The sequence below is a fragment of the Lacinutrix sp. MEBiC02404 genome (genome assembly GCF_053601575.1).
Map to the genome: position 1 here is coordinate 1 of NZ_JBSHNV010000018.1, position 204 is coordinate 204.

Annotated in this window: 1 protein-coding gene; it reads right to left on the reverse strand. The window is 41.7% G+C overall.

Annotation, left to right across the window (positions count from 1 at the left end):
- On the reverse strand, window positions 1–204 hold a 204-nt coding region (locus tag ACVCXO_RS00080; RefSeq protein WP_452227567.1), incomplete at both ends, for a hypothetical protein.

Sequence of the window (204 nt, forward strand, 5' to 3'; positions counted from 1 at the left end):
ATCTGCAGTTGCCCAGTCACTTGTTGTGTCTGTTAAATCTACATTTGATAATGTTCCTCCAATACATGGATCGGTATCATTTGGATCGGTATCACTTGTTTCTCCATCGCCATCACAATCTGTGATTGCTGTTACAGGTAAAGTAATATCTGCTGCAGTAAACTCACATGCATCGTTTGGATCGGTGTCGTTTGGTCCTTGAAC